The organism is Synechococcus sp. R55.7 (assembly GCF_047461955.1).
Lineage (GTDB): Bacteria > Cyanobacteriota > Cyanobacteriia > Thermostichales > Thermostichaceae > Thermostichus.
On sequence record NZ_JANSIC010000153.1, the window covers coordinates 3,601 to 6,105 of the forward strand.

Sequence of the window (2,505 nt, forward strand, 5' to 3'; positions counted from 1 at the left end):
TAACCAGCCCAGTTGGGATCCGTTGTCCAGGTACTCCTGCAGCTTGGCCTGAAGGATAGCCAGCTCGTCAGTAGGAGACTTTAGTTCCAGCACAAAGTCAGGGCAAAGAGGAGCAAAGCGACGGCGCTGCTCTGGGGTAAGCTGCTGCCAGCGCTCTTTGGCAATCCAAGCGGCATCGGGAGAGCGGATGGCCCCATTCGGCAGGGCAAAACCTGCAGAGGAGTCAAAGGCTACACCAAGCTGGGTTTGCCGGTTCCACTGCCAGAGCTGGGCGCTGAGGCTCAAGTTTTGACGGCTGCTTTCGCTGCCTGCAGGGGCCATGGCAATCAGTTCTCCTTGGGCAGTGCGCTCTAGGCGCAGCTCAGGATTTTGCCGGCAAAGCTGTTCGAAAACTTCATCGGTTAAATTCAAAGCCGGTTGCAGGTTGAGGGCAAGCATCATCTTCTTTGGGCAAAACTCTCAGAGTACGTGGCCTATGGCTCGTATTAATTCCCTAAGATGGAGCGTATTTTTTGGCGAAGGGCACGAAGGGCTGGACTTCTACCCAGATCTCGACTTTGGGCCAAGACTTCTGGCACCCACTCTAAAATCGGTAGCTGAGGAAAGGTTGGGCTGGTGGCAGAAGCCTGATATTGGCCGGATTGCAGGATGTAGATGGTTAGCTGGTTGCCTTGATAAACCCAAAGTTCGGGCACTCCTAGGCGGGTGTAAGCCTCAATCTGGGTTTTGGAAGTAACATCCACTTCGATGGCCAGATCCGGAGGCGGGTCAACAGATAGATCCAGCCGATCTTTGCCAATCACGGCCTGGTGATTTTGGATATAGAAGCATTCATCAGGTTCGATCCCGTAGTTCATTGCTTGCTGTTTGAAGGTAGCTGACCCAAAACATTCGCAGTCAACTTCCAGTTCCTCTAGCAAGATTTTGACAATGTCTCCAATGATGGATTTTTCTCGCTCATGCTTGGGTGAGGGCATTCTGATTTCCAATATCCCATCGCTGTAGGCAATGCGGCTGGCTCGCTTTTCGCCCAGCTCATCTAGGATGGCTTCAAAGTCTAACCAATTCAGATTGTGAATCAGCAGGCGCTGGCCGGGTGGGATGGTGAGTTGTCGAAGCTGGAGGGTGACCATCGTCTGGTTGGGTGTAAGGATAGAAACTCTGAGGTCTTTTAGCTTATGGGGGTGTGGGGGTAGCTAAGCCCCGCACTGTACTCGTAGAGTCAGTGTCGGGATACAGATACCCCCACATGGTGTATGATGGGAGTACTTGCACAAAACGGCTTTTGCCGGAATCTGGTGCAACTACGCGGTAGGGCATTCCGTGTCTGCTCGTGGAGGGTTCTTGCGTAGGCTCCCCGATGAAGCGAGAAGCCCGCACTGTACCCGTAGGGTCAGCGATGGGAGTATGTCACGCTTTGCTTCCCCCAGAGGTAGGCAACTAAAGCAAGCTGGGCTGGAAAGGATCATGCTGCTTTTTCTTCATTTCGGATGCTAGCCGGTTAATTTCCGGCCAGGCAATGACGAGAGTGTTATAGGCTAGGGCTTCTTGAGTCCAGCCTTTCTTTTCGCAGAGGGTATAGAGCCGATAGGCAAGGTCGCGGGCCACTGCACCTCCATCTGCCAAGCTAGCCAGGAGAGCGGCGGCTTCCATTTCTCCTTTCCGATCGAGGGTGTGGATGAGGGTCTGGGTGATGAGCCAGGCGGAGGAAGCAAGGAGCAAGGAGAGGGAATCTGCTCCCTTTTCTTTTCTCTGGGCTATTTCCTCTCTTCTCAACAACCGCACCTTGCCGGCCTTGGCTTCTAGGATCCCAAGTTCCTCAAGGGACTCAATGCTGACGTTTCTGGCCTTGCTGAGGACTTCTGCTTCCCCGTAGGGGCCTGGCTCAAATTGATATTGGGCAAACCAAGTGGTGGCCCAGCGGCTGCCCTCATCGAGTTCCCCTTCTTGTTCGCTGAGATATTCATCTAGGTACTGGTTGATCAGTTGCAGGGCAGTGCGGACGGTCAGGGGCGAGCCATCGCTTTCCAAAACTGCAGCGTAGCGGGAATAGATGGCCATGCCGGGGCCGATGCTGGCTTGGGCCAAGTCCACAGGCGCAATGCTGCCCTGCTGCAGAAGCTTGAGAGCCTTAGGCAGCTCGCGCTTCAGCTCGGCAAGGAATTGGCGACGGGTAGCCTTGGGCGCATCGGCAGGACGAGGACGACAGACCAGGACAATGGAAGAAGTAAGAGCATTGGAGTCTTGACCCCGCATTCGGTTAGCGAGTTCGGTTCGTAGGGGCCAAGTGCCGTCAATGCTGAAGTTGGATTGAATCAGTCCTTCCAGAATCGTTTCCCAACCGGTAGAGACTCTGCCCATGGGTTCTGTGCCGCTAACGCGAACACCCCTAGCCCTTCTCCCAGAGGGGGAGAGGGGAACTGGATCGTCTATATCCTCATCTTCTTCCCCTTGCTCCACTTGGGAGAGAGAATCGGGGGATGAGGAGTCTTCTTCCGTTTGCTT

The 2,505-nt window shown here is 54.5% G+C and carries 2 protein-coding genes and 1 pseudogene; all 3 read right to left on the reverse strand.

Going from position 1 to position 2,505, the window contains the following annotated elements:
- Window positions 1-438, reverse strand: a 438-nt coding sequence (locus tag NW820_RS08850; protein WP_414407282.1) for a Uma2 family endonuclease, incomplete at its 3' end; no start/stop codon positions are given.
- Between the two features lie 47 nt (window positions 439-485).
- Window positions 486-1,133 carry a Uma2 family endonuclease gene (locus NW820_RS08855; RefSeq protein WP_414329080.1) on the reverse strand — a complete coding sequence of 216 codons (648 nt, stop codon included), beginning with the start codon at window positions 1,131-1,133 and terminating at the stop codon, window positions 486-488.
- A 307-nt stretch (window positions 1,134-1,440) separates the two neighbouring features.
- Window positions 1,441-2,505: pseudogene (locus tag NW820_RS08860) on the reverse strand (hypothetical protein); the annotation flags it as partial.